Origin of the sequence: Effusibacillus lacus (assembly GCF_002335525.1) — a bacterium.
Taxonomy (GTDB): domain Bacteria; phylum Bacillota; class Bacilli; order Tumebacillales; family Effusibacillaceae; genus Effusibacillus; species Effusibacillus lacus.
Map to the genome: position 1 here is coordinate 117,020 of NZ_BDUF01000057.1, position 4,020 is coordinate 121,039.

General features: G+C 51.7%; 4 protein-coding genes. All 4 read right to left on the reverse strand.

The window, feature by feature from the left end:
• A partial coding sequence (locus EFBL_RS11100; RefSeq protein WP_096182199.1) for an FtsW/RodA/SpoVE family cell cycle protein occupies positions 1-969 on the reverse strand: 969 nt, incomplete at its 3' end.
• 101 nt (positions 970-1,070) lie between these two features.
• Positions 1,071-1,868 (reverse strand): septum site-determining protein MinD, encoded by a 798-nt coding sequence (minD, locus tag EFBL_RS11105; protein ID WP_096182200.1) that lies wholly within the window; start codon positions 1,866-1,868, stop codon positions 1,071-1,073.
• Positions 1,869-1,930: 62 nt separating this feature from the next.
• Entirely contained in the window at positions 1,931-2,611 is a 681-nt protein-coding gene (gene minC, locus EFBL_RS11110) for a septum site-determining protein MinC (protein ID WP_096182201.1), read from the reverse strand.
• Between the two features lie 64 nt (positions 2,612-2,675).
• A partial coding sequence (locus tag EFBL_RS11115) for a penicillin-binding transpeptidase domain-containing protein (protein WP_269432696.1) occupies positions 2,676-4,020 on the reverse strand: 1,345 nt, incomplete at its 5' end.

Genomic DNA, 4,020 nt, shown 5'->3' on the forward strand with positions numbered 1-4,020 from the left:
CAGAACCCCGGCCACCACCAACGAACCGTAATTGTCACGGGCTTCCCTCCCGATTTTTGCCATACGAACCAACAATATACAATAGGACACCAGCAAAAATCCGGCTCCCAAAAAACCCAATTCTTCTGCGATGACCGAAAAGATAAAATCGGTATGCCTCTCCGGAATCCAGGCGCCTTGTGTTTGTGACCCGCGGTAAACTCCCTCCCCGAACCACTGACCGGCTCCAATGGCCAGCATGGATTGATACAGCTGGTAGCCAGCCCCGCTTTTGACCGTTTCCGGATTGAGAAACATCGTAAGCCGTTCCCACTGGTAGGGCTGAATTGCGGCAAAGAACAAGTCCTGTCTGACAACGTACATAAGTAACAACAGACCGACAAACGACACTCCGATTGCGGAAAGGCCCAGCAAATGTCTTCGCGGGATGCCCGCGCTCCACAACATCCCGCAAACAATCGCGCTCATCATCATGGCAGTTCCCAAATCGGGCTGCAGAATGACAAGGCCGATCGGAATCGCCGCAAGCAGCAGAATTCTTGCCAACTGCCTGTATGTAATACTTGCCTGGCAATCCTTCAGCAAGCGGGACAACACAAGAATCAGTACGAGTTTCATAAACTCGGCCGGCTCCAGTTTCAAAGGTCCCAGTTGAAACCAGCTTCTGGCCCCGTTTGCCGCGCTGCCCGCAAGGTTCACCAGGGCAAGGGAGCAGACACCCGCTCCATATAACGATTTCCAACGCTTTTCCCATTCAGCGTAATCAATTCGTATGGCAAGAAACATCGCTGCAAACCCGATGACAAACCAAAGGGTCTGCCGGATATAAAAGTAGGATGGATCCCCGGTGATATTGACCCGTGTTGCGCTTGAGACCATTACCACCGAAAGGATCGCCAGCACCGCGACAATCAGGACGATTCCCCAATCAATGTCCCGAATCCGTTTGTTGGGTGCCCGTTCAATCATATGCTCACCCCCAACCAAAATCAGGAATGAATAGGAAAGGGAATCAGGCTTCCGAAACCCAATTCCCCTTTAATCCCAGTATGTCCTTTTTGGTGCCGGGCTTATTTGCCAAACCCCATGATTTTTTTGAATTTGCCAAGCAAACCGGTTGTTTCCTCCAGATTCATCAAAGGCACCGAATCTCCAAGGATTCGTCTTGCGATGTTCCGGTAAGCAATGGCCGCTTTCGAAGACGGATTCAGTACTGTCGGTTCCCCATGGTTGGAGCCGGCAATCACACTTTCATCGTCAGGTACGACACCCAGAAGGTCGATAGCAAGAATCGATACAATTTCATCAATGTCAAGCATGTCTCCAAGACGCACCATATGTGGGCGAATCCGGTTAATGACCAACTTCGGGCCGTGAATCCTGGCGCTTTCCAGCAATCCAATAACCCGGTCAGCATCACGAACAGCCGCATTCTCGGGAGTCGTCACGACAATCGCCCGGTCAGCCCCGGCGATTGCCACCTGAAAACCTTGTTCAATTCCTGCCGGACAGTCGATGATTACATAATCGAATTTGTCTTTCAGATCCTGCACAATCTTTTTCATCGCTTCCGGAACCAGTGCGGTCTTATCCTTGGTTTGGGACGCGGGCAGCAAGAAAAGATGGTCAAACCGTTTATCCTTGATCAAAGCTTGTTCCAGGCGGCAGTTATCGTTCACCACGTCCACCACATCATAAACGATGCGGTTTTCAAGACCCATGACCACGTCGAGATTCCTGAGGCCGATATCCGTATCAACCAGACAGACTTTTTTGCCGGCAAGCGCAAGTGCCGTTCCGATATTGGCGGAAGTGGAGGTCTTTCCAACGCCTCCCTTTCCGGATGTAACAACGATAGCTTCACCCATCGCGATACCCTCTCCTAACCAAAACCCTATAGTTTTATCAATCATTCGCGCTGTATGGTACCCTACTTCCTGGGCCGGATGCTCGAAAGGTTAAAAAGCTTGTCAACCGCCATCTGGCCGTTTCGCAAGTAAGCAAACTCCATTTCGGCAACTTCAGGCGCCATAGGTGATGCAGCATCCGGTGAACGGGAAATCACGTTGCCGATCCTTAATTGGGTAGGTTGAAAGTACACTGCGCCAATCACCGCATCCTGGTTTCCGTTGCAGCCGGCATGTGCCATTCCACGCAGTGTCCCCATCACAAAAATGTCGCCGGTTGCCAGTACCTGGGCACCGGGATTCACATCCCCGACTACGGTAACGTCCCCGTCATACTCAATCCGTTGTCCGGACCTCAGGGTTCCTTTGTACAATAACGACGCAGACTTTGAATGGGAAGTGTCTCCCTCGATACTTGAGACAAATCCTTGTATCAGCAAATTTCCGAAGACGCCCAACACTTCGCGGACCTTCTCTTTCTGCGAATCTGACAACACCCGCTTGCCGGTTTGTATGGTCACACGAACTATCGGCCCGAATAACAACTGGCCTTGATCGCTATGCAACTTCTCTCTGAGATCCTCAAGAATCTCTTCAAACGGGCATTGATCGTCAAAGAGAAAAACCAAACCATCACGGATGCCTTTGATTGTAACTGGATGTCTGAATAAGCGAGGCATCTCGCACCCGGGTTGACTCTGCATCTGCGTCCTCCTGTCTTGCGGTACATTCGAAGTCACGTTTAACGTCTCGTATTTATTCGTCAAATCAGGGGCTTATTCCTTCCTGAAAAAAAGCGTCCAGAATTTTTCGCGCGATGGGGCCGCTGGAATCGGACCCGTGTCCCCCCTCGGGCACAACCACGGCTATGGCAATCTGCGGGCTGTCATAGGGGGCATATCCGACAAACAGAGCGTTGTCTTCTCCTTGCCCCGTTTCTGCCGTTCCCGTCTTGCCCGCTATCGTATAGGCGGCATCCCGAAAGGTGTTATAAGCGGTTCCGTATGGTTTTGCAGTCACATCTAGCATTCCCTCTCGGACCACCCTCAGATTGTTTGGATCGATCTTCACCCGATCCAGCACTTTCGGTTCGATCCGTTTTACGGTTTTTCCGTCAAAGGATCTGATTTCCCGCACCACATGGGGTTCCATTCGTTTTCCGCCATTCGCCAGCATACTTGCATATTGAACCAGTTGCAAAGTAGTATACGCCTGATTTTGACCGATAGAGGCGAAAGGCAGATCGGCCAGCTGACCCGTGGTTTGAAAACGACCGTACACCTCTTCGGGCAAATCGATCCCCGTGGACACACCCAAGCCAAATGCATTGTGGTAGTCGCGAAAACGCTTCATGGCAATGGGCAATTCGGTTTTCAACCATTGGGTTGCATCCTTTGACTGGGAATAATTTCCCAACCAGAGACTCAACTGATACATGTAGACATTGCACGACTGGGCAATGGCCCGCCTGGCGTCCACATTTCCGTGACCCGCATGATTCCAGCAATAGAAGTAATGGGGGTCCCTGTTGCGATCCCAACCGATCTGCAATTTTCCCGGATCATGGATCAGCCTCCCAGGCCATACCACCCCGCTCTCCAAGCCCAACAACAGGGTCAGCGGCTTCACGGTGGAACCTGGGGGAACGGGAACCTGCAGCGCCCAATTTTGCTGGGATGGTTGAAAGGCCCGGTAGTTCTCGGAGGAGATGCCACCCACCCAGACATTGGGGTCAAATCCGGGGAAACTGGCCATTGCCAGAATCTCTCCCGTATTCGGGTTCATAGCCACTGCCGACGCATGGGACACCTTTCGTTTCTTTGGATCCGAATTGATCAGACGAACCTGTTCCGCAAGCGCTTGTTCCGCGACCGATTGCAACCGGGCATCAAGATTCAGAACCAGGTCATTCCCGGGAACTGCAGGTACTTCCGATATGCGGAATCTGCCGCCCGGGTCTTTGCCGGATTCGATGATAAGCGCGCCGTTAATCCCTTTTAGAAACGCTTCATACTGTCTTTCAATACCATAGACCCCAATCTGGGCATCCAGCGTATATCCAAGTGACCGGTATTTTCTCCATTCGTCTCTTGAGATGGAGTTTAGGTACCCC